This is a genomic window from Actinoplanes sp. NPDC023936, assembly GCF_040639325.1.
In the GTDB taxonomy this organism is placed as follows: Bacteria; Actinomycetota; Actinomycetes; order Mycobacteriales; family Micromonosporaceae; genus Actinoplanes.
This window is the reverse complement of sequence record NZ_JBEZZR010000006.1, coordinates 1-23,472: the sequence shown is the minus strand read 5'-3', so window position 1 is coordinate 23,472 and position 23,472 is coordinate 1. Positions and strand designations below refer to the sequence as shown.

At 71.5% G+C, this 23,472-nt stretch carries 18 protein-coding genes; 12 read left to right on the top strand and 6 right to left on the bottom strand.

All coding sequences use genetic code 11. The annotated features are described in order from the left end of the window. Window positions 1-121 precede the first annotated feature (121 nt). Window positions 122-1,216 carry a hypothetical protein gene (locus tag AB0F72_RS10395; RefSeq protein WP_360428436.1) on the top strand — a complete coding sequence of 365 codons (1,095 nt, stop codon included), beginning with the start codon at window positions 122-124 and terminating at the stop codon, window positions 1,214-1,216. Further along, window positions 1,213-2,622 carry a hypothetical protein gene (locus AB0F72_RS10390; protein ID WP_360428433.1) on the top strand — a complete coding sequence of 470 codons (1,410 nt, stop codon included), beginning with the start codon at window positions 1,213-1,215 and terminating at the stop codon, window positions 2,620-2,622. The genes AB0F72_RS10395 and AB0F72_RS10390 overlap by 4 nt, the downstream gene beginning before the upstream one ends. Here the strand turns inward: AB0F72_RS10390 and AB0F72_RS10385 are convergent, their stop codons facing one another. The 3 genes from AB0F72_RS10385 to AB0F72_RS10375 all read right to left on the bottom strand — a co-directional run bounded on the left by AB0F72_RS10385 (window position 2,623) and on the right by AB0F72_RS10375 (window position 6,833). Then, on the bottom strand, window positions 2,623-4,428 hold the full coding sequence (locus tag AB0F72_RS10385; RefSeq protein WP_360428430.1) for a SpoIIE family protein phosphatase: 1,806 nt from the start codon (window positions 4,426-4,428) through the stop codon (window positions 2,623-2,625). A 208-nt stretch (window positions 4,429-4,636) separates the two neighbouring features. Beyond that, window positions 4,637-5,482, bottom strand: coding sequence for a bifunctional DNA primase/polymerase (locus AB0F72_RS10380; RefSeq protein WP_360428427.1), 846 nt, complete (start codon window positions 5,480-5,482; stop codon window positions 4,637-4,639). A 52-nt stretch (window positions 5,483-5,534) separates the two neighbouring features. Continuing rightward, a complete protein-coding gene (locus AB0F72_RS10375) occupies window positions 5,535-6,833 on the bottom strand; it encodes an AAA family ATPase (protein ID WP_360428424.1) in 1,299 nt (432 codons plus the stop codon). 63 nt (window positions 6,834-6,896) lie between these two features. Here AB0F72_RS10375 and AB0F72_RS10370 point away from each other — a divergent pair, with 63 nt between their 5' ends. The 3 genes from AB0F72_RS10370 to AB0F72_RS10360 all read left to right on the top strand — a co-directional run bounded on the left by AB0F72_RS10370 (window position 6,897) and on the right by AB0F72_RS10360 (window position 10,333). Continuing rightward, window positions 6,897-7,268 (top strand): hypothetical protein, encoded by a 372-nt coding sequence (locus tag AB0F72_RS10370; RefSeq protein ID WP_360428421.1) that lies wholly within the window; start codon window positions 6,897-6,899, stop codon window positions 7,266-7,268. 936 nt (window positions 7,269-8,204) lie between these two features. Next, window positions 8,205-8,873, top strand: coding sequence for a hypothetical protein (locus tag AB0F72_RS10365; protein WP_360428418.1), 669 nt, complete (start codon window positions 8,205-8,207; stop codon window positions 8,871-8,873). 539 nt (window positions 8,874-9,412) lie between these two features. Continuing rightward, window positions 9,413-10,333 (top strand): SDR family oxidoreductase, encoded by a 921-nt coding sequence (locus AB0F72_RS10360; protein ID WP_360428415.1) that lies wholly within the window; start codon window positions 9,413-9,415, stop codon window positions 10,331-10,333. Between the two features lie 12 nt (window positions 10,334-10,345). Here the strand turns inward: AB0F72_RS10360 and AB0F72_RS10355 are convergent, their stop codons facing one another. Then, window positions 10,346-11,242, bottom strand: coding sequence for a hypothetical protein (locus AB0F72_RS10355; protein ID WP_360428412.1), 897 nt, complete (start codon window positions 11,240-11,242; stop codon window positions 10,346-10,348). A gap of 121 nt (window positions 11,243-11,363) precedes the next feature. On the opposite strand from AB0F72_RS10355, the gene AB0F72_RS10350 reads away from it, so the two are divergent. The 4 genes from AB0F72_RS10350 (at window position 11,364) to AB0F72_RS10335 (ending at window position 18,834) form a co-directional block, all read left to right on the top strand. Continuing rightward, window positions 11,364-15,644 carry an AAA domain-containing protein gene (locus AB0F72_RS10350; RefSeq protein WP_360428409.1) on the top strand — a complete coding sequence of 1,427 codons (4,281 nt, stop codon included), beginning with the start codon at window positions 11,364-11,366 and terminating at the stop codon, window positions 15,642-15,644. Between the two features lie 373 nt (window positions 15,645-16,017). Continuing rightward, window positions 16,018-17,718, top strand: coding sequence for an EAL domain-containing protein (locus AB0F72_RS10345; protein WP_360428406.1), 1,701 nt, complete (start codon window positions 16,018-16,020; stop codon window positions 17,716-17,718). A 19-nt stretch (window positions 17,719-17,737) separates the two neighbouring features. Beyond that, window positions 17,738-18,127 (top strand): cupin domain-containing protein, encoded by a 390-nt coding sequence (locus AB0F72_RS10340; protein ID WP_360428403.1) that lies wholly within the window; start codon window positions 17,738-17,740, stop codon window positions 18,125-18,127. Window positions 18,128-18,348: 221 nt separating this feature from the next. After that, complete coding sequence (locus tag AB0F72_RS10335; protein WP_360428400.1) at window positions 18,349-18,834, top strand: MarR family transcriptional regulator; 486 nt, start codon at window positions 18,349-18,351, stop codon at window positions 18,832-18,834. On the opposite strand, the gene AB0F72_RS10330 is transcribed toward AB0F72_RS10335, so the two are convergent. Together AB0F72_RS10330 and AB0F72_RS10325 are read right to left on the bottom strand one after the other, a co-directional pair. Further along, the gene (locus AB0F72_RS10330; RefSeq protein ID WP_360428397.1) at window positions 18,831-19,817 is read right to left on the bottom strand and encodes a hypothetical protein; all 987 of its coding nucleotides are present in this window, start codon (window positions 19,815-19,817) and stop codon (window positions 18,831-18,833) included. The genes AB0F72_RS10335 and AB0F72_RS10330 overlap by 4 nt on opposite strands. Window positions 19,818-19,890: 73 nt before the next feature. After that, a complete protein-coding gene (locus AB0F72_RS10325; protein ID WP_360428394.1) occupies window positions 19,891-21,024 on the bottom strand; it encodes a DNA polymerase ligase N-terminal domain-containing protein in 1,134 nt (377 codons plus the stop codon). 86 nt (window positions 21,025-21,110) lie between these two features. On the opposite strand from AB0F72_RS10325, the gene AB0F72_RS10320 reads away from it, so the two are divergent. From AB0F72_RS10320 to AB0F72_RS10310, 3 genes are all read left to right on the top strand, one after another. After that, window positions 21,111-21,296, top strand: coding sequence for a hypothetical protein (locus AB0F72_RS10320; RefSeq protein ID WP_360428391.1), 186 nt, complete (start codon window positions 21,111-21,113; stop codon window positions 21,294-21,296). A 107-nt stretch (window positions 21,297-21,403) separates the two neighbouring features. Further along, window positions 21,404-22,510 (top strand): FAD-dependent monooxygenase, encoded by a 1,107-nt coding sequence (locus tag AB0F72_RS10315; RefSeq protein ID WP_360428388.1) that lies wholly within the window; start codon window positions 21,404-21,406, stop codon window positions 22,508-22,510. A gap of 150 nt (window positions 22,511-22,660) precedes the next feature. Beyond that, a partial coding sequence (locus tag AB0F72_RS10310; protein WP_360428385.1) for a cbb3-type cytochrome c oxidase subunit I occupies window positions 22,661-23,472 on the top strand: 812 nt, incomplete at its 3' end.

Sequence of the window (23,472 nt, the reverse complement as noted above, 5' to 3'; positions counted from 1 at the left end):
GTAGCGCGCCTCGCGATTTGTGTCCGATACGTGCGTTTTCTTCACCTCTCGTGGGTGAAACCTCGCAAACCGCATGTGTGAAGATCTACCCTTGGTCCCCAGCCTCCCCCTGGAGTGCACCATGCAGAACCTTCCCGAAGCGCGATACCTGCCCGACCCGCGATACCTGCCCGACCCGCGATACCGGCTCGACGATCTGCGCGGCCCCGCGAAGGCCAAGCGCCACAACGCGCGAACGATCGCCGCGCTCACCGGCAACCCCGGCTGCTCCCGCCGGGCCGTGCTGGACGCCGCCGGAGTCGACAAACTCAAGCTCGCCGACCGGCTGGGCTTTCCCGGCAGCTTCGGCCAGTCCCGGTTCGCGCTCTCCCGGGGCAACGCGTTCGAGGCCATGCTCAAGGCCGACGACTGCGCGCTGCTGCGATCGGTGCTCGGCGCCTCCGCGTCTCTCGCGTACCAGGATCTCGGCGCCGACTCGCTCGGAGATCGGCACGCGGAGACCGAGCGGGTGCTCGCCGACGCGCGGGCCGCGCTGATCGACCATCCGCTGCTCACGCTCGAGGTGGCCGGGCAGACCGTCTACCTGGAACCGGACCTGGTCGCCTACGCCCACCACGGCCGGCTCCAGGTCGTCGAGATCAAGTCGTTCGCGATCGTCGACGACCAGGCCGACAGCGCCAAGGTCTCGGCCGCCGCGGTGCAGGCCGCCGTCTACGTGCTGGCCCTGCGCGACCTGCTGAGCCGTCTCGGCAAGGACCCGGAGCTGGTCAGCCACGACGTGGTGCTGGTCTGCCCGGAGAACTTCTCGCTCAACCCGAAAGCCGTCGTCCTCGACGTCCGCAAACAGCTGTCCACGCTGCGCCGCCAGCTCTCCCGGCTCGCCTCGGTCTCGTCGCTGATCGAGGCCCTGCCGCCCGGCGTCAGCTTCGACGTCACCCTGGAGCCGCTGCACCTGGTCGAGGCGCTCGGGCACGTCGAGGCCCGGTACGCGCCGGAGTGCCTCTCCGCCTGCGAGCTGTCGGTCTACTGCCGGCACGAGGCGTCCGGCACGACGGCGGCGCTGGGCCGGACCGTCCGGGAGGCGCTCGGCGGCATCGAGAGCGTCGAGGAGGTGCTCGCACTGGCCGAGGGCCGCCAGGAGCCCACCGAGGAGCAGGCCGAGTCGGCGGCGCTGCTGCGGGCCGCCCTGCGGCTGCGCGCCGAGGCCCTTTCTTGAGCACTCTCACCGCGCTGGCGCGGGCACAGGCGGTCGCGACCGGGCGGGCGCAGCCGATCGCCACCGTGCGGCACCTGCACGTCCACGCCGAGCCGCTGGTGCTCGTCCCGTTCGCCATGGCCGGCGAGGCGAACGCGCCGCTCGCCGCCATGATCGGCACCGATCCGGCGAAGCCGCGCCTGCTCGTGGTCCGGCAGCCCCGCAACCGCGACGACCGCTTCGCCTTCTTCGCCGAGCTGGCCGAGGAGCTTCTGCCGTACCTCGAATCGTTCGCGACCGAGAGCGAAGAGGTCCCGATCGACCGGGGCAAGGACGTCCGCCTGCGCTACCTGGACGCGCCACAGCTCTGGGTGCCGAACCCGGCCGGCGTCGACTTCCTCCGGCTGCTGGGACGATCCACCCGATTCCGTACGGTCGACGGCGAGTACCCGGTGCCCGCCGGCGTACCCCTGCTCGGCCGCTGGCTGACGTTCCTGACCGGCACCGCCGAGATGCCCGGCTCGTCGATGCTGCTCACCGCCGTCCAGGCGCTCGGCCTGCACTGGGCGACCGGGCAGAGCGGCACCGAGGACGCCCAGTTCGGCACCCAGCTCGCCTGGATCGAGTCGGGCGCCGCCGCGGCCCGGCAGGCGGAGAAGGGGCCGGCCGCCGGTCCCGCCACCGACCCGGAATTCGACAACGGGGTGCTCGCGCCCCTGATCGAGCGGTCGGCGCCGGAGTTGCCGGACGTGCTGCACGAGCTGATCCTGCCGACCTGGGACGGGATGTGGCGCGCGCTCGGCCTGCTGCGCCGGTTGCCGGTCGGCGAGCGGGTGCCGCTGCGGTGGGACTCCGACCGGGACGCGTACACGGCCTTCGCCGACTACATCGCCGAGGGCGGAGCACCGCAGCCCCGCCGGGACAGCGCGGTGGCCGCCGCGGCGCGCCTGGCGCGGCTCGAGAACGCCGCCGCCCGGTACGCGGTGCAGCGCGCCTTCGACGACCCGCTGGTGCTCGCCGAACACCGGCTCACCGGCGCCGCCTTCGCGGGGGTCGTGACGCTCGCCAACCCGAACCGGATCGACGACAGCGGCAAACGGCCGGTCCTCCGTCCGCGGATCATGGTGCACACCACCGAGCCGGTACGGATGGAGCCCGGAACGTCGCTCACCTCGCCGGCCCGGACCGCGCAGAAAGCGCGGGTGATCTCGGTGACGCCGGCCGGTGACGGGGCGGACGTGCTGCTGGAGCTCTCCGGCGGGATGGGCCGCAAACTGGTCGCCGAGCCGGGCAGCGTGCCCGAGGTGGGCGAGCGGCTGGTGCTGACCACGCTGAACGAGGGTTTCCGCCCGGGCGGTTCCTTCCCCGACCCGGCCGACACCCCCTGGACCCACGGCGGCCCGCCCGTCGCCGAGCCGCCCGCCTAGTCATTTCAGGCGGACCAGCAGCAGCGCTATGTCGTCGTTGCCGTCCGGGGCGGCCGCCAGCAGCAACTCGCCCAGCTCGTCGGGTGTGCGGCCGGCCGCGGCGCTCAGCACCTCGCAGATCCGGGTGACCCCGTCGTCGAGGAGACGCTCCCGGTTCTCCACCAGGCCGTCGGTGTAGAGGACGAGCGTCGAGCCGGCCGGCACGAACCGGCGGCTGGTGCTCCGCGGCTCCTTGGGCGGCAGGCCGAGCAGCGGCTCCGGTGGCACCCACCAGACCTGCACTGTCCCGTCCGGCAGCATCAGCAGCGGCGGCGGATGCCCGGCGGACGCGAAGTTCACCGCCCAGCCCGACCAGGACCGTTGCACCCGGGCCAGCACCGCGGTGGCGGCGCCCGGCACGTGCAGTCCGTGCAGCGCCTGATCGAGCCGGGAGAGCAGCTCACCGGGCTCCTCGTCACGGCCGTACGCGTCACCCCGTACCAAATTGCGCAGTTGTCCCATCGTCGCCGCGGCCTCGATGTCGTGCCCGGCCACGTCACCGACCGCCACCACCACGCTGCCGTCCGGCTGGGCGAACGCGTCGTACCAGTCGCCGCCGACCGCCGCGCCGTCCTGCGCCGGCACGTAACGGGCGTGCAGATCGACGCCGGGGATGGCCGGCAACTCGGTGAGCAGGCTGCGCTGCAACACCTCGGCGACGTGCCGCTGCTCCCGGTAGAGCCGGCTGTTCTCCACCGCCAGCCCGGCCCGGCGGCCGATCTCCGTGGCGGTCCGCTCCTCGGCCGCGGTGAACGCCGCCCGATCCGGATGCTTCACCAGCAGCACCGCGCCGAGCGTCTCCCGGCGCACCGGCGACGTGATCGGCACCAGCAGCGACGCGCCGAACCCGGCCCGCGTGGTGATCTCGGCGAGCTCGGCGTCGTGGAGCCGGCTCCGCAGGTCGGCCGCCCCGTCCGAGGTGCGCAGAGCGCGGGTCCGGCGGACCGCTCGCACCATGGCGTCCAGGTCGGCGTGCGAGCGCACACCCAGCTCGGCGAGACGGGCCATGTCGGTGGCCCGATCCGCGTGCCGGTGAGTGGCCGAGACGTGCGCCGGGCCGCGCGGTGAGTCAGCGATCGTCACCACGCACCAGTCCGCGATCCGGGTCGACACGATCGCACCGAGCCGCCGCATCGCCTCCTCGACGTCCATCGTCGCGGCCAGCGACTCGGTCAGCTCGGCGAGCACCTCCAGTTGCTGGTGCGCCGACTCGGCGGCCCGGCGCGCCTCGTCCGCCGCGACCCGGGCGATCCGCAGGCAGACCTCCGAGGAACACACCTCGGCGAGCTCGCTGATCAGGGCGATCTCGCTCGGCGTCCAGACCCGGGCCTCCCGGTCGACCGCGCAGAGCGTGCCGACGATCAGGCCGTCCGGGTCGGTGATCGGAGCCCCCGCGTACGCCAGAGCGCCCAGCTCGCGGATCGCCGGGTTGTCCCGGGTGCGCGGATCGGCCCGCACGTCCGGGATCGCCAGCAGGTGCCCGGCCATCACGACATGCCTGCTGAACGAGTGGCTGAGAGGCATCTCGCGGACCGTGGCCAGCGGCTCCGGCACACCGACCTGGCCGGCCAGGTGCTGCTTGTCCTCCTCCACCAGGCAGACCACGCCCATCGGCGCGTCGACCAGCTTGTTCACCAGCATGGCCAGCCGGTCGAACGCCTCGTCCGGCCGGGGGCCGCCGATGATCCGGCGCACCGACCTGAGGCGTAGCGGGTCCGCGAGCATGCGGCGCTCGGCGTCGCCGATCACGTCCTCCTGCAGCACCATCGCCCCCCGGTCCCGTTCGCCAGGCTACCGGCGGAGGGGCGGTGAGAGCCGCTCCGAAGCCGATCCGATCATCCGTTTCACCCTTGTCCGAACGGCCACCCCCAACCTTGCCGGGTGGCTCTCGCGCCGTGCGCTTGTGTCACGCGGCGCCGCGCGCTTGTGTCATGCGGCGGCGTGCGCTTTTGTCACGCGGTGCCGTGCGCTTCTGTCACGCGGCGGCACCGCCCCGATTCTCGAACGGCTGGCGTATCCCCGCCGTCAACCCGGACCGCAGCGTCCTCCTGATCTCCGCATGCCCCAGCCCCGCGTAGCGCGCTGCCGAGGTCAGCTCCCGCCGGACCGTCGGCGCGTCCAGCAGGCCCGCCCCCACGAACCGCCCCAGCGCGAACGCCGCCCGGTTCAGCGTGTCGTTGCGGGTGCCGACCGGCGCGTGTGCCACCCGGTCCGCCTCGGCTTCCAGCGCGACCTCCGCGTACCGATCGGGGTGAGCGACCACCCGCGGCCCCCGCGCCGGCGCCGGACCCTCGATGAGCGCGAGCAGCGCGGCCGGCCCGGCCGGGAGACCCCGGCCGGGCCGCCGGATCCAGCTGTAGTCCACCCCGCTGGCGTGCCGCGACGGCGGCGCCAGAACGTAACCACCCGCGCCACGCCAGTCCAGCCCGGGCAGCAGCCCGACCCGGTTGCCGAACCCGGTCGGGCGGAACCACAGGTGGCGGCCGCCCCGGCCGGTGCGCACCTGAGGGCCGGCCGGGATCTCGTCGCGAAGCAGGTGGCGGAAACCGTGCCAGCCCTCCGCCGAGTCGATGTCGGCCACGTCCATCACCACGCCGGTGCGCAGGCCGACGTTGGCGCGCGGCCAGCGGGTCCACCAGAGCGTGATCCGCTCGGAGTCGGTGGAGGCGTCGTGCAGGCCGTGCCGGAGGAGCGGGTGCTTGCCGGGGTGATCGCATCGGGGTCCCTTGCCGCAGGAGCAGACGCCACCCCGGTCAGGCGTGTGCACCGGCAGGACGGGGATGCCGTGCCGGGCGTACGCCAGGGCAGCTGCGAGCGACATTAGAACAAGCGTACGACGATTTCGCCGCCGGCGACACGTCCGAGATGTGAGGCTATGACCTGTACAGATGCGCGAGCATCGACTGGTTCGCCTCCCAGCCGTCGGGGAACCTGACCGGGACGCCGAGGTGGACCGGCTCGGTCGACGGGTGGGCGTCGAGCAGCTCGGCGATGCCGGCGCGGGCCACCACGACGCATGCGTGCCGGTGCCGGGAGGTCAGCACGCAGAGCCGGCCCGACTCCAGGTGGAACGCCGTCGCGTCGCGCCGGCCGGAGAGCGGGTGCAGCACGACGGTCAGGTCGTACTCCCGGCCCTGCAACCGGTTCGCCGTGTCCACGGTGACCTCGGCGGCCTCCGGCGGCAGCAGCGAGCGGATCACCGCGACCTGATCGCGGTGCGCCGCGCCGATGGCGATCCGGTCCGCGGTGAGCGGGCCGGTCCCGGACTCCGAGGAGGCGACACCCTCCCGGGTCAGCGCCCGGGCGGCCAGCGCCGCGCAGGCCGCTGCCGCCTCCGCGTCGGTCCGCACGGTGAAACGGGCGGGCAGCTCGTGCAGCCCCCAGCCGGTCTCGGCGGCGGTGTCCAGAACCTCGTCCAGCGCGTCCTCGGCGGGTTTCGCGAAGGTCAGCGTGCGGTCGCCGGGCCCGGTCCCGGAGCGGAAACCGGTGAACGGGTAGAACGCCCGGGCCACCACCGGCGCCGCCGAGGCCGGCAGGCGCCAGGAGACCGGCAGGCGGTGCACCGGCAGATCGGGGTTGTGCCGCAGCAGGACCGCGACAGCGCTCTGCATCGGATCCCAGGACAGGCCGATCCACCTGTCGACCTCGACCGTGGAGAACGGGTCCAGCTGACCGGGATCACCCACGAAGAGCGCCCGCTCGAACCGGGGAGCGACGCGCAGCAGCGCGTCCGACCGCATCTGGTACGCCTCGTCGACGATCGCCTGTGGCCAGGTGCCCTCGGTGACGGTCGCCCACTTGGCGGCCGTGCCGATGGTGACCGCGGGTGAGCCGAGATCCGCCACTTTCGCCCCCACCCGGCAGCTCGGATGTGCCCGCACCCGGTCGGAGGGCTCGTAGTCGACCGCCGACAGCCGGCCGACCGGGACCTCCGGCGAGCGCACACCGAGCCGCTCGATCAGGTCGTCCACCTGCTCGTTCGTCTGTGCCACGATCATCAGCGGCGCGCCTGTCGCGGCCACCTCTCCGGCCGCGCGAACCACCAGCGTTGACTTGCCGGCGCCGGGCGGCGAGTCGACCACCACGCCGCGATCGCGGCCGGACCGCAGGTCGCTCAGCACCGCCGTGATGACGGTCGCGGCCTCGGTGGCCGGGCTCGGGATCACATTCACCCGACGACCGTAGCGTTCCTGTCCGACAAGATTCCGGCGCCGCTGGGTACGCTCCCCGGCATCATGGATCAGTGTGAATGGGATTGGCCGGCGGTGAAGCTCGCGGCGCTCCGGCTCGGCCGGCGGCTCGGCGTGCGCCTGCCCGCCTCGCAGCCGCATCGCTGGTCGTTGGTGCACATCGTGCCCAGCTCGGGTCCGGCCGATGAGGCCGCGATGCGAGCGGGGCGGGCCCGCAGCGACAAGGCTCGCAGTTTCCGGATCACGCACTGGGAGTTCGAGGCCGACCGGCTGGAGGGTTACGACCCCGACCCGGGCGCGGTGCGCCTGCGCCACGCCGACGCCGCGGATGAGGCGGAACTGCTCGCCGTTCTGCGGGAATGGCAGCTGCCGCCGGAGGATTTCGAACACTCCTGGGACACTGTGGACCCGCGCTGAACAAGCCTCCGTCCGGCCGGGATCCGGTCGCCTTTCCGGTTATGTGAGCAGGTCAGCCTGTGCTCGTTCACGTTCGGCTTTGAGAAACGCTTCCGTTCCCCGTCGGTAGTGAGGTGTTGTCACGCTCCGTAGCCGCAGCGAGACCGCCGCTGTGCTGGGCTCCCGCGTCAATCGGGTTGTCTCGGCGTCGCTCGTGTGCACCGAACGTCAATGGCTTCAACGGCCCACAATGGTGTGCCGCCGAGAGTTGCGGAATTGAGCGCGGGTTTCCCGATTCATTTGGTACAGGGTGATAGTCCCCTCATTCTTGCGAGCCGTTCCGCCGTACCCGGTAATGGGAAGTTCGGTGGCTCTTCTCTGGCGATATCGGCAAGCGTTTGCCGTGCCTGACCCGGGTGGGCGGGGTGCCGTCGCTCATACCGCGGCCAAGTTGATCTGACGGGTATCCGACACTTGCTTCGTCGTGAGCCAGCTAGTGATCTCGTGGCCCTCGGGGGACACCGCGCGGGTGGGCCCGCTTGCAAGCCCGCGTGGCGACTTGCAGTAGATCCAGATCGTCGGGCACGCCCCGTCGCCCGTCCGGGAAAATGATCAAGAGCTTCACTCTGTCCCAGGTGAGCCGTCATTTGATCACGCTAGGTGAAATGATGTTTGCCTCTCCGTCATCGGCTGGAAATAACTGGCCGCTTCAATAATCGGTACGGGCGAATAGCGAAACCAACCTGCAACTTGCGCGTTCGGTTCGCATGCGCAAGTTGCAGGTTTCACCGCCTTCCGGCCGCTCGCTCCAGCGTCGTGGCGCACCTTTGATCGACATGCGCGATTTCATTCATGGTTGTTTTTATGATCTCGCCGCGACCCCTTCCAGTCGATCATCGGAAGTGCAACTCTTCTAGCCAGCAGTGACGTCAGGAACACGGACGGTGGTGGTGGGGAATGCGCCCAGACGTTCTCGTCGGTCCGAGTGATTGGCTCATCGATCAGTTCGGCACCCAGATCGCCGACGAGTTGTGGACCCGGGTCCCGGAGGCTTTGAGCACGGCGATCGATCGCGAGGTGAACGCCCACCCCGCGATGACTCAGACCATGGAACGTGTGCTCGGCAACCCTCGTTGGCCCTTGCCGTACGAAGAGTTGGTCCTCTTCCTCGGCACCCTCCCGGGAGCGGAGATCATTGCTGTCCCGCGCTCGGTGTACCAGCTGGTCCTCATCAACGGGCACATCGTGGTCCCGTGGTGCTACGGCCAGTCCGCCCGCCTCTCGATGCGCGACGCGGAAGTCGGCCGCTCCTTCGGCCGTCTCGCCCGCGAACTGCTGCGCCGCTTCGGCCCGCCGTGGCGCCGTTCACCGGTCGAGGCCCCCCTCCCACTCGACGCCGTCGACGAGCGTGAGGTGGCCAAGATCTGCGCAGCGATCGCCCAGATCGCCCCGAAACCCGAGGTGGTCATCGCCGGCTACGCCGGGGCGCCCAACCTGGGCCTGCTCCGCGCCTGCCTCGGCGAGGTCAAGTCCACCGACAACGGCACCCTGAACTGGGGCCACCTGGACGACCTGCCGCTCCCGCCGCCGGTGATCCCCCGGCCGAGGCGCATGCAGTTCCCCTAGGTCCCCCGAAGACGCCCACCCATCAACGGCCACCTCAGGCAGCCGCCGCCCGAGGTGGCCGTTTTCACGCCCGGATGGTGGCCGTTCCACGCCCCGATGGGAGGCGCCGCCCCGCCGAGCCGTAGCCAGCCATGTCGTGGGTCGGGTTTGGCTTGCGTGGGCTACGGCTCGGTCGGGTGGGCCGCGGCTCGGTCCGGGGGTCGGCTGGGGCACGGGGTCAGCGTGGATGAGGACACACGCATCGCCATTGCGCGCTTTCATCCACGCCAGGGCAGAGGTGGACGCACACGCACCGCTTAGGTGTGGCCTCATCTCGGCCGGCGCGGTCTTCGGTGTGCCGCCGTCTCGGCTATGGCGGTCCGGTGTGCGGCCGGGCGGTGAGCGCACGCGGGAGCTCACCGCGTGTGCCCGCCGCGTGTGCCCGCCGCCTCTCCGCAAACGGTGAGTGGCGCACGAGCGGCCAATGTGTGCGATGGCCGCCCGAGCCGTAGCGCAGCCATGTCATGCGGTCCGGCGGAGGGCGATGCAGGATGGTCAAGATGACTGGTAGCGCATCGTTCGTCGTGACCGGCGGCGGGCGTGGCATCGGCCGCGCCATCGCTGAGCGTCTGACCGCTGACGGCGTGGTCGTCGTCCTGGAAGCCGACCCGAACGCCCTGAACTGGGCCGATCAGCATCACGGCCGGGTCCTCCCGATTATCGGGGACGCCGCCGATCCCGCCGTGGCCGAGCGGGCCGCCGAGACAGCCGCTGCTGCCGCCCCGCTGCGTGGCTGGGTCAACAACGCGGCGATCTTCCGGGATGCGCGGCTGCACGAGTCGCCGGCCGAGGTGGCCGAGCTGATCCGCCGCAACCTGGACCCGGTCCTGGCCGGCTCCGCCGCCGCCGTGCGCCACTTCCTCGCGCCCCAACCCGTCACGCCCAGCGCCGTCACGCCCAGCGCCACCACGACCGGCACCGCCACCACGACCGGCACCGCCACCACGATGAGCACCGCTGCTGCGACCGGCGCCGCTGCGACCGGCACCGCTGCCGTGGCCGACGACGGGGCGCGTGCCCCCGCCACCGGCGGGGCCATCGTCAACATCTCGTCGCATCAGGCGAGCCGAGCGGTCCGTGGCGCGCTGCCCTACTCCACCGCGAAGGCGGCGATCGAAGGACTCACGCGCGCGCTCGCCGTCGAGTACGGGCCTTCCGGGGTACGCACCAACGCCCTCGCCCTGGGCTCGATCACCACCGGCCGCTCCGAGGACTACCTGCGATCACTCCCGGAGCCCGGCCGTGAGCACTTCCGGCGGGAGATCGCCCTGCTCCAGCCGCTCGGCCGGATGGGCCTACCGGACGAGGTGGCGGAGGCCGTGGCGTTCCTGCTCTCGCCGGCGGCCTCCTTCATCAACGGCGCGATCATCCCGGTCGACGGCGGCCGCGCCGCACAGGGCCGCGACCCGGAGGAGACCTGAAGAGGACCGGGATCAGCTCGCCATCAGGTAAGCCGTCGAGAACGGCTCGCGCCGTGAGCGCATGTCCGCATAGGCCGCGACCACGAACGGCGTCCCGACCACCGCGAACGCGACCGAGTACAACCCGTTCAGCACGGCGTCGGCCGCCAGGCCGGCGCTCGCGCCGCCGGCCAGCTGGGCCACCGCGCTGATCGCGGCGATCGCCAGTGCCGCCGCGATCGCGACGCCGAAGTAGGTGGCGATCCGGCCCGCGGAGACGCCGACGTTGGCGTGGAACAGCTGGAAGCAGCGGCCGATGCCGGTGCCGCGTTCGACGGTGACGACAACGGGCAGGATCGCGGTGGCGGCGGCGACGTAGAAGACCGGCAGCACGCACAGCATGATCGCGACCAGGCAGATCGGGATGAGCAGGAGGTACCAGCCGAGCAGCGCGGGGGTGCGGCGCAGCGCGGTGCGCAGGGCGGCGCCGAGGCTGATCGGCCGTCCGGTGGCCGCCTGGACGACCAGCTGGACGGTCGCCGACGTGGCGATCACGTAGATGACGCCGGCGATCAGGGCGGCGACCATCAGGAGCGCGAACGCCACGGCCAGGTCGCCCAGCGGCGGTAGCTCGGTGGGCTGGGCGTCGAGGGCGGTCGAGGCGTCCTGTTGTTCGCGCAGCATGTAGTTCTGGGTGGGCAGGGTCAGCGCGACGGTCGGCACGGCGATCACGGCGTGCAGCAGGAGCGCGGGCTTCCAGATCTGTTTCACCAGGGCGGCGCCGCGCCGGCACCAGCCGTTGTAGTCGGCGCTGACCAGCGGGTCGGTGGGACCGGCGTAGTACGACGGTGGGATCCCCGGCTGCTGACCGGGCCAGTAGTGCCCGTTGCCGTCCATGTTCTGCCAGCCCTGATTCACGTGCTTCCCCACGACGTCGATCCAAGATCAGTGGCGTCACCCTAGCGGTTCAGCGTGGTGCCGGTGTACCGGCGCGACAACCCGGCCGGGCGGAAGCGAGGCCGGATCGACGGTACGGCCTAAACTCCGTGGGATGGCTGAGCAGCGGGAGTCGCCCACGACGATCCGGGATCGTGCCGTGGCCGTCGCCGACTACCTGCTCGCCGTCCGGGCGCAGATGGAGCGGCCGTCGCGGACCCTGCCGTCCGACGCGCAGTGGCTCGACGACCTGCCGCAACACCCGGACTGCCGGACCGGCCCGGGCGCCGACGGCACTTCCTGGCTGCGTGTCGGCCGTCCGGAGCTCCCGGCGCCGGTGACGGTCCCGGCCGCCCTGCGCCGCCGGCTCCGCGGCGACATCTCAGCGACCGCCGAGCCGGTCCCCGAGGGAAACCAGAAAGACGCGGCGGCGAACAGCGAAAGAGCGGCGGCGAACAGCGAAAAAGCGGCGGCTGACAGGGCAGAAGAAGAGGACGACTTCGAGCACTGGCGGGACACCGTCTGGCGCCCCTGGTCCCAGGCGACAGCCGCCGCCGAGCAGACCCGCGACCTGCACCGCCGCCTCTTCGACCGGATGTACCAGCTGGACATGGCCACCGCCACCACCGAGTTGGTCTGGGGCCACGGCATCCTGGAGACCACTGTCGACGGCAACCGGGTGCGCTACCCCCTGGTCGCCACCCCGGTGCTGATCGAGTACGACGCGGACCGCGCCCTGGTCAGCGTCTCCCCGGCCGGCCCGTCGCGGCTGCAGGTGGAGGCGCTGGCCGGCCTCGACGAGCGCTATCTGAACCAGCTCGCCTCGCTGGCCGGCCCGGGTGGCGCGGTCGAGGTCGACCTCTGGGACGACTTCGAGCGGCACGAGTTCTTCGAGCGCGCACTGACCCGCCTGGGATTCGACCGGGAAATCGTGCGAAAAGGCGAGAAGTGCGACAAGCCGGCGTTCGTCACGGACACCGCTGTCCTCTTCACCCGCCCGCGGCAGCGCCACCTGCGAGCCTTCCTCGACAACCTCAGGGACCGCCTGACCGGCGGCGACTTCGGCTCGATCGGCTCGCTGGCGGCGATCGTGGCGCACGAGCCGAGCCGCCTCGAGATGCCCGGCGACCGCTCGGAGTCCTGGGCGCGCGTCGGCGAGCGTCTCCTCATGCCGCTGCCCACGAACGAGGCGCAGGAGTCGATCGCGCGCCGGCTCGCGCATCACCGCAACGTCGCCGTGCAGGGCCCGCCCGGCACCGGCAAGACGCACACGATCCGCAACCTGATCTGCCACCTGATGGCGAACGGCAAGCGGGTCCTGGTGGTGGCGCAGAAGGAGGACCCGCTGCGGGTGCTCCGCGACGGCCTCCCGGAGGAGGTGCAGGCGCTCTGCCTCGCGGTTCTCGGCCGGACCACCGATCAGCTGGTGCAGTTGCAGCTGGCGGCCCGGGAGCTGTCGGACCGGGCGGCGACGCTCGACAAGGACGCCGAGGCGCGGCGGGTGGAGCGGCTCACCGCCTCGCTGGAGGAGGCGGAACGGGAACTCGCCGCGGCGATGGCGGGACTGCGTCTGATCGCCGAGAGCGAGGCGGCCACGTACCCGATCGGTGGGGTTGCTCTTCTTCCCGCCGAGGTCGGCGCCTGGCTGCGGGAGCGTGCCGCGGCCCACGGTGGCATCCCGGACCCGGTCTCCGGACCGCCACCGCTGACCATCGAGGAGTTCGCGACGCTGCTCAAGCTGGCCGCCCGCCTCACGCCTGAGGATCGCGCCGCCGCGATGCGGCCTCTTCCGGAGATCTCGGACCTCCCGGACGCCGCCGCCGCCGCGTCGGCCCGGGAGCGGACCGGCGAGATCGAGGCGGCTCTCTCCCGCTTGGCGGATCAGGGCGTCGAGATTGCGAGGGTACGGGCTGAGCAGCGGCCCGGCATGGCCGAGTTGCTCGCCGAGCTGAAGGACGCGGTGGCGTGGCTGCGCCGGCGCGAGGGCACCTGGACCGACCGGCTGGGCCGGCTGCTCGACGACCCGCACTGGCACCGCCTCTGGAACGACCAGGTCGTCGCGACCGAGCAGACCTTCGCCGAGCTCGCCGCGCTGGCCCGCGAGGTGACCGGGCACCGGATCGCCGTGCCCGAGCCGATTCTGAACGAGCCGAAACTGCTGCTCACCCGGCTGGGCGAGATGCGGCAGCGGTTCGAGGCGGGCCGTGGGCTGAACCGGCTGCTGCAGCCGGGGCTGTACCGGCTGGCCGACGAGATCCGGGTGGACGGCGAGCCGCTGCGCACGGTCGAGGACGTCGACCTGGTGATCTCCGGTGTGCGCCGGTCGCAGGCACGCCGGCGGCTCGGCGACAGCTGGCTGGAGTGGGTGGACCGGCTGTCCGTTCCGGCCCCGCCGACCGGATGGGGCGATCCGGAGGTCTGGGCGGGCGCGCTGCTGGCGGAGGCGAAGCAGTCACTCGACTTCGACCTGTTCCGGTGGCCGCCGCTGGCCGCGCGACTCGCTCTGCTCGTACCCCAGAAGGACCTGGAGATCGACGCGGCGTGCCTGGCCGACGTGGCCGGGCTGCTGGAGAGCGCGGCCCGGATCTTCGATCTGGACAAGGCACGGGCGCAGGCTCGTGCCGTGGCGGAACGGGTGGCGCCCTGGCCGGACCTGGCCGAGGCCTGGAAGACGCTGGCGGGCTGGGACTCCGCGGTCGCCGAGGTGCGCCGGCTGGTGCTGCTGCAACCGGACGTGATGCGGTTCCACGCGGCGCACGACCGACTCCTGTCGGTGGCGCCGGAGTGGGCCGCCATGATCGCGAGCGGCGAGCACCCGGTCGTCTCCGGGCAGGCGTGCCTGGAGGCGTGGGAGTGGCGGCGGGCGCAGACCTGGTTCGACGAGGTCGTCGGCGACGTCGACCCGGCGGTGCTGTCCCGGCGGGTGGAACGCGCCCGCGCCAAGATCCGGCGGCTGACCGGTGAGCTGGTCGTCGCGTCCGCCTGGCTCGAGGTGTCCCGGGCGCTGGACGACCGGCGACGTGCCGCGCTCGCGGACTGGACCACCGCTCTTCGCAAGATCGGAAAGGGCACCGGCCGGGGCGCGGCGGCCTGGCAGGCGCACGCCCAGCGGGCGATGGAGTCCGCGGTGAGCGCGGTGCCGGTCTGGGTCATGTCGGTGGACCGGGCGATCGAGCAGTTCGCCGGCGGCGCGAAGTTCGACGTGGTGATCGTCGACGAGGCGTCCCAGGCCGACCTGTTCGCGCTGCCGGTGCTCTCGCTCGCCGAGCGGGCCGTGGTGGTCGGCGACGATCAGCAGATCGGGCCGCAGCTGGGCTTCGTCGGGTCGGTGACCGGGCTGATCCAGCGGCACCTGGACGACGTGCCGTCGGCCGAGCACTTCGACCCGGAGTCCTCGCTCTACGACCACGCGGTGCGCCGCTCGCCGGAGCGGATCCTGCTGACCGAGCACTTCCGCTGCGTGCCGCAGATCATCGAGTTCTCGTCCCGGCACTACTACGACCACAAGATCATGCCGCTCCGGGCGGATCGGCCGGTGCTGCCGCCGATCCAGACGGTTTTCTGCGCGTCCGGGGTGCGCCAGTCGCTGGCCGGTTTCGGCGATGTCAACCTGGAGGAGTCGGGCGCCCTCGTCGAACGGGTCACCAAGATCGTGGCAGACCCGCGGTACGACGGCCGGACGCTCGGCGTGATCAGCTTGTTGAGCAGCAGTGGGCAGGCCGCACACCTGTTGACCCAGCTGCGTGAGGCGATCGGCGAGGACGAGATCAAGGCGCGGCGGCTGCGCGTCGGTGACGCGTACACGTTCCAGGGCGACGAGCGCGACGTCATGCTCATCTCGATGGTGGTGTCCGAGAATGATCCTCGGGTGGCGGCGTTCACCAAGCGCGATTACCACCGGCGGATCAACGTGGCCGCCTCCCGGGCCCGGGACCAGCTCTGGATCTTCCACTCGGTCCGGCCGGCGGCGCTCGCGGCCGACGACGCGCGGGGACTGCTGCTGTCGTACGCGCTGAATTTGCCCACCGAGGCCGCGGCCGCCGACCTGGCCGCCCGCTGCGAGAGCGACTTCGAGCGTGCGGTGCTGAAGCGCCTGGTGGCGCGGGGGTACCGCCCGATCCCGCAGTTCCGGATCGGCGGCTACCGGATCGACTTCGTGCTGAACGCTCCGGACGGGCGCCGGCTCGCGATCGAGTGCGACGGGGACGCGTACCACGGCCCGGAGCGCTGGGAGAGCGACATGCGCCGGCAGTCGGTGCTGGAGCGGGTCGGCAATTGCGTGTTCGTGCGGATCCGGGGCAGCGTCTTCGCCCGCGAGCCGGAGGCGGCGATGCGGCCGCTCTGGCAGCGGATCGCAGAACTGGAGATCGCGGAACTGGAGATCGCGGACGCCTAGATCGCGGATGCCTGGACAACGGATGCCTAGATCGACTACATAGTGCACTCTTCTGTTCGCGTTGAGTGCATGTGGACGGTCGAGTCCGGGTACAGGATTGCGCAAGGTTCCAAAGCCAACACTTATAGTAACCGTCTGTCATGGAGTTGTCGGCGGCATTTCGACGTAAATGCGGAGTGACGAGGTCGTCCGATCGGTTGTTTCGTTGCTCTGGATGGGCGATAATTCCCTGCTCCCGGCCCTGCTGGCGGAAACGTCAAAACTTTGACGCGTGCGTCCACTGTTACTACGGCCCGGTGACGGGTCGTAATAGGTGAGGGGTCTTGGGGTTGGTCGGGGGAGCAGCCGTGCACGAGGGGGGAGGTGTCGTGGAATGACCGTGCCCGAAGAACGGGAGCGCTGGTCGCCTGCCCCGCCGTCGGCTCTGCCCGAACCACGGCAGCCCGCCGAGGACCGCGCCGCCTGGTTCACCTACTCCGCCGCCGGTGACCAGATCGTCTGGTCCGCCGCGCTCTCCGCGATGCTCGGCCGCCCGCCCGCCGAGAAGGAGATGACCCGCCAGATACTCGCTCGCTACGTGCACCGCGACGACCACGCGAAAGCGCTCGGCGCGATCACCGAGGCGTGGACCAGCCGGAACACCGTGCACACCACGGTCCGGCTGATGCGCACCGACGGCGGCTGGTTCGACGTGGACTGCCGGCTGGAACCGATGATGAGCCCGGACGGCACGGTCCGCGGCCTGCGCGGCACGGTCCAGGACGTCACCCACCGGGAGCGGACCCGCCGGGAGAACGCGCGGCTCACCCGTCGTGGCGAGACCGTGCAGGCGTCCCTGATCGAGCCGGACCCGGCGACCGGCCTGCTCACCCGGGCCCGGTTCGCCGACGAGATCGACCGGGCCCTGCGCGGTTCGGCCGGCGCGGTGCTGGTGGTGCGGATCCAGGCGGAGGACGACGGCGACGACGGGGTGCGCCCCGAGCACAACGGCGAGCTGCTGCGCCGCGCCGCCCGGCTGCTGGAGGACCGGATCCGGCCGGAGCACCTGCTCGGCCGGGTCGGCCCCAACGAGATCGGCGTCCTGCTCGCCGCGGCCGGCTGGAACACGGCCCACGAGCACGCTCGCCAGCTGGTCGACGCTCTGCGGTCCGCGCCGCCGTCCGACCGGTGCCCGCGGGCGACCGCCTGGGGCGGCCTGGTCCGCTTCGAGCAGGATGCCGAGGCCGGCAGCCACGGTCTGCTGATCGACGCCGAGCAGGCCTGGCGTCAGTCCCGTGAGCTGAGCCGGCCGCTGACCCTGGTGGCGCACCCGGTTCCGGTCCGGGACCGGCAGGGGTCGTACCGCAGCCGGGTCGCCGACGCGCTCGGCACCGACCGGTTCACGCTCTACTCGCAGCCGATCCTGGAGCTGCAGACCAACAAGGTGACCCGGCACGAGCTGCTGCTGCGGGTGATCGACGAGGCCGACGGCCCGCAGTCGCCGATCCAGGTGCTGGACACCGCCGAGCGACTCGACGCGATCTTCGACATCGACCTCTGGGTGGTGGAGCGGGCCATGCGGCTCGCCGCCGAGGAGCCCGGTCTCTGCCTGCAGGTCAACCTCTCCGGCCGCTCGGTCGGCGACCCGCGGCTCACCGCCGAGGTGGAGAAACTGCTCGACCGCTACGCGGTGAACCCGGCACAGCTCACCTTCGAGATCACCGAGACGGCGCTGATCGGCAACCTGAGCGAGGCGCGCCGCTTCGCCGACCGCGTCCGTGACCTGGGTTGCGGGCTGGCGCTCGACGACTTCGGCTCCGGGTACGCGTCGTTCCGCTACCTGCGGCTCTTCCCGATCGACCTCGTCAAGATCGACGGGGAGTACGTGGTGGATCTGGTCGACAATCCCCAGGACCAGGTGCTGGTCCGGGCGCTGGTGCAGGTCTGCCAGGCGTACGGGATTCACACCGTGGCCGAGTTCGTGCAGGACGAGCCGACCCTGCGGATGCTGCGTGAGCTGGGCGTCGACTACGTGCAGGGCTATCTGATCGGACGGCCGTCACCGGTTCCGCCGGGCCGATTGCACAACGCCTGACGGGGGTAACGTGCGGTGCATGGAGCACTTCACGATTGCCACCGTCGCTGAGCAGAGTCCCGACTTCCGCCGCGTCCTCTGGACCGGCAAGCACACCCAGCTCGTGGTCATGACGATTCCACCGGGCGGCGAGATCGGCGAGGAGGTCCACGAGGTGGACCAGATCCTCACCTTCGTCAGCGGTGTCGGCAAGGCCATCATCTCGGGTCAGACCCGCAAGGTCGCGCAGGGCGACCTGGTCGTCGTGCCCGCCGGGCGTAAGCACAACTTCCTCAACGACGGCCCGAACCCGCTGGTCCTCTACACGGTTTACGGCCCGCCGGAGCACGCGGACGGCGCCGTGCACAAGACCAAGGAAGAGGCCGACGCGGCCGAGGAGGCCGGTCAGGACGAGCCGCCGTCGGCGTGACGCGCTCGGCTCCGGCGACTGATCAGTTAAAAACGACGCCGGAACCGGCCGAGGCCCCCCAGCCAGCCGGTTCCGGCGTCGTGTCGGGGTGAAAGTCCTCGACCAGACTACCCGGCAAAGTTCACGTAAGTCGATCGAATCGACGCCTTATATATAGGCCGTGGCGGATGGCAGTCGCCCCGGATGCCTCGGCCCGGCTGGATCACCACTAACCTGCGAGCATGACTGAGCCCATCGACGGCGGGCCTCGCTGGCTGACCGACGAGCAGCAGCACACCTGGCGCCGCCTGGTCGAGGTGCTCGTCAAGGTGCCTGCCGCGCTGGAGGCCCAGCTGCAACGGGACGCCGGGCTGACCCACATGGGCTACCTGGTCCTGATCACCCTCTCCGAGCGCCCCGACCGCCGCCTGTCCATGAGCAAGCTGGCGAAACTGGCCTGCGCGTCGCTGTCCCGGCTCTCCCACGTCGTGGCCCGCCTGGAGGAGAAGGGCTGGATCCGCCGCGAGCGGGACCCGGACGACGGCCGGGTCCAGATCGCCGTGCTCACCGACGAGGGGTACGACAAGGTCGTGGCGACCGCGCCGGGGCACGCCGAGGCGGTGCAGCAGCTGATCTTCGACAGGCTGACCGTGACGCAGATGCGCCAGCTCACCCGGGTGACCGAGGCCCTGCTGGAGGAGCCCCTCGAGGTCCGGGAGAAACGCTAGACCCGGGCGTACGCCGGCGCCGAGCGGTCGGCCAGCAGATCGAGGCAGAGCGCCGCGGTCCGCTCGTCGGACGACGCCCCGCGCCCCTCACCGGTGTCCCCGTCGTACGCCGCGTAGTGCCCGTTCGCGTGGACCAGGCCGGTCACCGCGGTCCGCAGCTGGTCGGCCTCGGCGCGGTGACCGTGCACCAGCAGGCCCCGGCGCAGCAGCCAGTTCAGGTCGACCCGGATCGGGCCGCGGCCGGAACCGTCGTTCTCCGGCACCGGCAACCCGGTCCGTGACGGCAGCCCGAACCGCTCCGACGCCAGCTCCGCGCGGATCGCCTCGGCCTGCTCGGCCGGCAGGTCCGGGAGCAGCAGCGGCAGCAGGCCGGCGGCCGTGTGGGCCGGGCCGGGCTCGCCGGTGCGCGGGTCACGGGACCGGAACGTGCCGGTCGCCGGGTCCCAGAGCCGGCGGACGATCGCGGCGGCGGCCGCCTGCGCCCGGTCCCGGTGCCGATCGGCGTCGGCGAGCCGGCCCAGCGCGCCGGCGATCTGGGCCAGGGCGAGATCCGCCGAGCCGAGGATCGCGTCGAAACCGGGGTGGGACGTCTCGCCGGTCAGGTACTCCTGCTGAGCCGAGAGCCGGGGGTAGAGCCAGGCGAGCTCGGCCTGTGCCTGCCGGACGGGGGCCGCCCCGTGCGCCGCGCAGTGCCGGTAGACCTCCCACGCCGCCACCGCGTGCAGGGGAGGCGCGGCCGGGCGGGTGAGGCTGTGCCCGTACCCGGGAAAGGCTTTGCAGGTCTCGGAAGGCAGCTGGCCGGTGGGGCGCTGGGCCTCGAAGAGGCCCCGGAGTCGCTGCCAGGCGCGCGCCGGATCGGTGTAGGCGAAACCGATCGCGGTGACGGCGATGTCCCAGCTCGCCGGGGCGGAGCGGTCCGCGCGGCCGGTGTCGAGGACCCAGGTCGCGGACTTCCAGAGTTCGGCGGAGACGTCTGCGTGCATCGTAGTGACGACCTTCCCTGCCCGAGCCGATGGAAACCTGATGATCGGCGGGGGAGAGGCCGGCTTGAGGGAATCAGGCCGCCGGGATGGTCAGCCAGAGGCGGCTGCGGCGGCCCGGGAGATAGGGCGAGTCCAGCCGCTTCGCGACCACTCCCGGCAGGCCCTGCGCCCGCGCGGCCTCCCGCACGAACTCGCCACCGCCGGCGAAGAACGGCGGCGTCTGCCAGTGCTCACCGGTCAGGGCCAGCCCGTCCAGCAGCTCGCGGCGCTCCGCGTATCGGACCAGCTCCATCGTGGAGTGGCCCTCCAGCCACAGCAGGTCGTACACCAGGAACTGCACCGGCGTGCGCTCCGCCGCCCGCCGTGCCGCCGCCGGGTCCTTCGGCGCGGTGCGCCGATCCAGGAGCTCGGGCGCGGGCCGGGCGCCGTCGAACGCGACGATCTCGCCGTCGAGCACGGCCTCGACCGGCGCGAGCGCCGGGCCGATCGGCCGGATCTCCGGGTACCACGAGGTCACGTCGGCGCCGTCGGCGTCGGTCAGGCGAGATCTCCCACCGGAGATGTACGCGGTGACCCGCCGCCCGCCCCAGCTCATCTCGTATCCCCAGTCGGCGTCGTCGGAGGGAAGGCCCGCCACCCTGGTCGCCAGCATCGGGGCGACCACCTCGGGCATCGGCTCCCAGCCCGGCTCGGCCGGATCCATCCGGCGCACCATCCAGTCCCGCCCGCCGGTCTGGAAGAAGACGTAACGCCCGGTGGTGCGCTCGCCGTGGAACGTCACGCCGATCTCGTCGTCCCGCCACTTGTCGATCTCGTAGGTGCCCCGGTCGTGGATCGTCATCCGGCCGCCGCCGTATTCGCCGGCCGGGATCTCGCCGGAGAAATCGAGGTACTCCAACGGGTGATCCTCGGTGTGCTTGGCGAGATTGTTGCGGGCCCGTTCGCGAGGAAGCCCGCGCGGCACGGCGAACGAGACCAGCACGCCGTCGTGTTCCAGCCGGACGTCCCAGTGCAGGCTGCGGGCGTGGTGCTGCTGGATGACGAAGCGTTGTTCCGGCGGCGTCGGCTTTTCCCGCAGCGTTGGCTTTTCCCGCGGCGTTGGCTTTTCCTGCGGCGTTGGCTTCCGGTGGGCCTTGGTCGCCGGCATGGGTTCGGGGGTGCGGCGGGCGTCCCGCTTGCGGCGGTAGTCGTCGAGGCGGTCCGTCATACCCCGATTGTCTGCCCGGGAGCATCGAGAAATACACCGGTGTAACTCGGGCGAGAACTGTCGTACCCCCGTGATGGGGTGTCGGCATGCAGAACTCCGCGTTGCCGTTCGTCGTCGCCTGGCACAGCACGACCCCGCCGCCCACCAGCGAGGTCGCGCGGCTCCTCGCCGGCGGTGACGCGCGCGCCGCCCGCCGGATTCTGCGGATGCGCCGGGCGGTCGCGCTGGCTCGCGCCGACCGCGCGTTCGGTGAGCTGGTCAGCGGCGCCTGACCGAACAAATCGGACTGGATGTCGATCGCGGGTGTTCCCCCGCGATGATGGCGGGGGGTAATGTTCTGGCTCCGGCCCGTATCCATCGACAAGAAAGCTTTGGTGCGATGACCTTGCGCATCCTCGTGGTGGGCGCCGGCATCTCCGGCCTGGCTGCGGCGCGAGGGCTGCGCGTCGCCGGATTCCGGCCGGAGGTGGTGGAGGCGCTGCCCGCCACCGTCGTGCCGGGTGCCGGCATCTACCTTCCGGGCAACGCGTCACGGGCGCTGCGGCTGCTCGGGCTGGACGTCCCGCTGCGCCCGCTCGGTGATCTGATCTTCCGGCAGGTCTTCCTGGACGCGCGTGGCCGCGAGCTCTTCGAGATGGACGTCGCCGCGCTGTGGGCCGGTGTCGGCGAGTCCCGCGCGCTGTCCCGGGGCGACCTGCAGCAGGTGCTGCTCACCGGGGTCGGCGGCGAGGTCCGCTACGAGACCGAGGTCACCGGGCTGGAGATCGTCGACGGCGCCGCGAAGGTGGAGTTCTCGACCGGCGGCGTCGCGGAGTACGACCTGGTCATCGGCGCGGACGGCCGGCGCTCCACGATCCGGGAGAAAGTGGGTCTCGGCGGACCCGCCGTGCCGACCGGGCAGATCGTCTACCGCTCGGTGGTGAGCGGCGGGCCGCCGCTCACCGACTGGACGGCGGTGCTGGGGCGCCGCGCGTCATTCGTCGCGATGCCGATGGGCGGCCGCAAGATCTACTGCTACGCCGACGAGACAGCGCCGGACAGCCCGAACCCGGACGACCCGCGGGCCCGCATGATCGAGCTCTTCGAGTCGTTCGGCGGCCCGGTGCCGGCCATCCTGGACAAGATCGAGAAGGTGCAGGTGGCGCGGACCGACGAGGTCGTGCTGCCGAGCTGGTCCAAGGGGCCGGTCGTGCTGGCCGGTGACGCGGCGCATGCCACCGCGCCGACCCTGGCCCAGGGCGCGGCGATGTCGTTCGAGGACGGTTACGTGCTGGGCCAGGAGCTCCGCGCCTCGGTCGACGACATCCCGGCGGCCCTGCGGGCGTTCGAGCGGCGGCGCCGGCCGCACTGCGGCGAGGTGCGCGAGCGGACCCGTGAGCGCGACCGGACCCGCGACGTTCCGCCCACGCTGCGTGACCCGATGCTGCGCCGGCGTGGCCTCCGTCTCTTCACCGACCACTATCGCGAGCTGGTGTCTCCGGTTTAGACCTTCTTACCTGCATGGATCTTGTCCATGTGGGCCGGTTGGGTCCCCCCGCGCCAGTCGAAGGTCATGAGGGGGACTATCCTGCCCACGGGATACGCCCGATCTTCAGGGGTACCCCGAGAGGGACGAACGAGACAACGGAGGCATTTCGTGACGACCGTTGCGCCGTCGCCGATCGCGACCCGGCCATATCCGGTTCGGCGGCAGGTCAAGGGTTCGGCGATCGCTCGGATCCTGCGCACGACGGACGCGAAGCAGATCGGGATCATGTACATGATCACGGCCTTCGTGTTCTTCCTGCTGGGCGGCCTGATGGCCCTCCTCATGCGCGCCGAGCTGGCTCGCCCGGGCATGCAGTTGCTGTCGCCGGAGCAGTTCAACCAGCTGTTCACGATGCACGGCACGATCATGCTGCTGTTCTTCGCGACACCGATCGTGTTCGCGTTCGGCAACTACGTCGTGCCGATCCAGATCGGCGCGCCGGACGTGTCGTTCCCGCGGCTGAACTCCTTCGCGTACTGGCTCTACCTGTTCGGTGGCCTGATCACCATCGGCGGGTTCCTGACGCCCGGTGGCGCCGCCGACTTCGGCTGGTTCGCGTACACGCCGCTGAGCGACTCGCTGCACTCGCCGGGCGTCGGCGGCAACATGTGGGTCGTCGGCCTGGCGATCTCGGGTCTGGGCACGATCCTCGGCTCGGTCAACCTGATCACCACGATCCTGACCCTGCGGGCCCCGGGCATGACCATGTTCCGGATGCCGATCATGACCTGGAACATGCTGGTCACCGCGCTGCTCGCGGTCATGGTCTTCCCGTTCCTGGCGGCCGCGCTCTTCGCGCTCGCCGCGGACCGCGTCCTCGGCGCGCACGTCTTCGACGTGGAGACCGGCGGGCCGATGCTCTGGCAGCACCTCTTCTGGTTCTTCGGCCACCCCGAGGTGTACATCATCGCGCTGCCGTT